At 63.0% G+C, this 2,631-nt stretch carries 1 pseudogene; it reads right to left on the bottom strand.

Annotation, left to right across the window (positions count from 1 at the left end):
- Positions 1 to 2,631 (bottom strand): annotated as a pseudogene (locus tag HX846_RS04215) (hemagglutinin); the annotation flags it as partial.

The raw sequence follows: 2,631 nt of genomic DNA on the forward strand, positions 1-2,631 counted from the left end.
CGAGCCAGGTGACCAGTTCGTTCTCATAGGTCTTGGCGACCTTGCCGCCCTGGATCGACAGGGCTTCGCCTGGCTGGACGAGGTTGGCCGGGTCCAGGTAGGCCTCGACAAAGCGCCGGTAATCCGGGCCGTTGGGACCGACGCCAGCTTGCATGACGATGCCTGCGCCAGGGCGGTTGTCGCCCGCGACCACCGGGCCCAGGCTGGTGATGCTGACTTCGCCGCCCTTCGCCGGGTCACGCCCGGACATCAGGATATTGCCGCCCGCCGTCACTTCCAGCAGGCCAGGACCGGCAACCTGGAAGTTGCTGTACAGAATGTCGCGCCCGGCGGAGACGATGGAGATGTCAGTGGGGTTGTTGTGGATGAACAGGTTGCCGGTCGACTGCTCGCTGACCGCACCAGGGGCCGTATTAAAACGGCTGCCACTGCTGACAATGTCTCGCCCCGCCATCATCCAAACTGGCCCGTTACCCTCGTACCAGGTCTGCCCTGAATGCAAAAACGAGGGGGAAGAATTGAACGTCAGGGTCCGGCCGCTGCTGACCCCCACCAGATCGCCGGTCAAGGCATAGAACCGCGCCGGTTCCGTTGGCGCGTAAGCGGCTGCCGACGCCGTGGCGGAGCCAAAGGCAAACAGAGGCCGCGGAAGGGAACCCGGCGAGCTACCGTTTTCCGACAGATTGTTGCCATCGACAACCACCTGACCATCAATGGTCCCGACAAACGCCGGCCGCCAAGGTGTGGCCATGATGCTGGGGTCGGCCCCGGAAGGCGTGACAAACATACCGCCCGCATAAATCGAGTCATGGGCCAGGAATTGCAACTGGCTGCTGGCACCGGGGGCGAGCACCAAGGCATTTATCGGACTCGTATCGGCTTGGGACCCCAGGACGGCGTTTCCGTAATAAATACTGCCGCCAGCCGCCGTCGCTCGAACGATCGATGGGTAGACGGTTGCCAGGTCGGACGCTGCGGCGGAGACAGATGGCGTCACGTTGCCCCCCGCTGAAAACAGGTCGATTGCCGTGTGCCCGGTCCACAACGAGAACCAACTTTCGCCGGTCCCACTCGTCCCGCCACGGGTAAACGATGAGTTGTTCAGCAGGACGACACGGCCCGGGTCAATCACTTGCTGCAGCACCAGGTCACCCAATGTCGTCAGGTTGAATGTGGCATCCCCCGGCACCAGGGTGATGCCCCCCACTGCCCGGCCACGGGTCGCCTGGAACGGATCGAATGCGCGGGTTTCGCCCGGGCTCTGCTCAGAGCTGTTGCTGCCGTAGGTCAGGTCGATCCGGCCCGTGGTCGCACTTTGCAGTTGGACATTGCCCCGGATATTCACCAACTGGCCGTTCTGATCGTTTACATCAACCACGCTGCCAGGGTTCAGGGCGCCACCGATACGCACCCGCAGATCACCACCGCCCGTCAACTGCAGGCTGCCATCACCGGCAACCCGCCCGGTACTGCCAACCGCCAGCACCAGCCCCTGGCTGCGCGGGTTGGCAGAGGCCGACATTGGGTTGCCGTCCATGCGCCGAAGCACACCGGCATCCCCGCCTACCTGTACATCCACGTCACCGCCGCCGAGGGTGCCGAAACCGGTAAACCCGACGAACGCATCAGCCTTGGAGGCGTTGGCGGTATAGCTACCGAAATTGATCCACCAGGCCGTCGGCTGCGCCTGCCCGCCGGTGTTCACCGTGCCGCTGCCCTGGCGCCACAGCCAGTTGGCCACATCGGCGGAGTCGATGCCGTTATCCAGGGGGTTGGGCCGACTTGGGTTGAAGACGCCTCCCAGGATATTCCCCGTCAGGTTGCCCCCCACGTTCACGCTCAAATTCCCCCCTGCCTCCGGGTACCAGGCACGGTACAGGCTGTCAGATGAGCCGTTGACGAACTGTTCAAAATAACTGTTGGTATCGTTCAGCACCGTCTTCGCGCTGTTCAGCGCCTTGGGCTGGTTGTAGGGGTCACTGGCACCGGTTGCAGTGGACGATGTACCGGCGGTGTAGACCCCATACAGGGAGTCCATGCTCAAGTTGCCGGCGCTGAGCAGTTCGAGGTCGCCCGTACCGGTGCGAATCACACTGAAACGGCTGCTGGAGGGGGTCGCCGCATACTCTTTGCCGCTTTGGGCCTGGCAGTAGGCGGGCGAGCTTGCACAGAACTCATCGATGGACGGGATACCGAACTGGTCCAGGATGCTTTGCTCGATCGGCGTTCCGACGGTGACGATAATCCCGTTGTCCGCCAGGTCCTTGGCGCCGAATTCGGTCCAGACATAGCCAACTTTCACGGCGCAGTACGCCGGATTGCCCCCACAGAAATCATCAATCGAACCCAGGCCGAAATCATCGAGGATCTTTTGGTCGATCGGGTCGCCTTCCTTGACCACCACCCCATTGGCCGCAAAGTCCTCCACCGCGAAGGCGGTCCAGGTCAACTTGCCCTTGGCGGGCATCTCCTTGGCAAACATGCCGTAGTGGCTGTCAGCCAAACGCAGGTCGCCGCTGCGCGGATGGGCTTGCAGGATGCGGCTGTCGGCCGCCTCGGTGTCAGCACCTGCAACCAACCGCAGCGACCAGGATTGCGAACCTTCGGCCAGCATCGGCGAGAGGGCCCACA

It is taken from the genome of Pseudomonas sp. K5002 (assembly GCF_013386655.1).
Taxonomy (GTDB): domain Bacteria; phylum Pseudomonadota; class Gammaproteobacteria; order Pseudomonadales; family Pseudomonadaceae; genus Aquipseudomonas.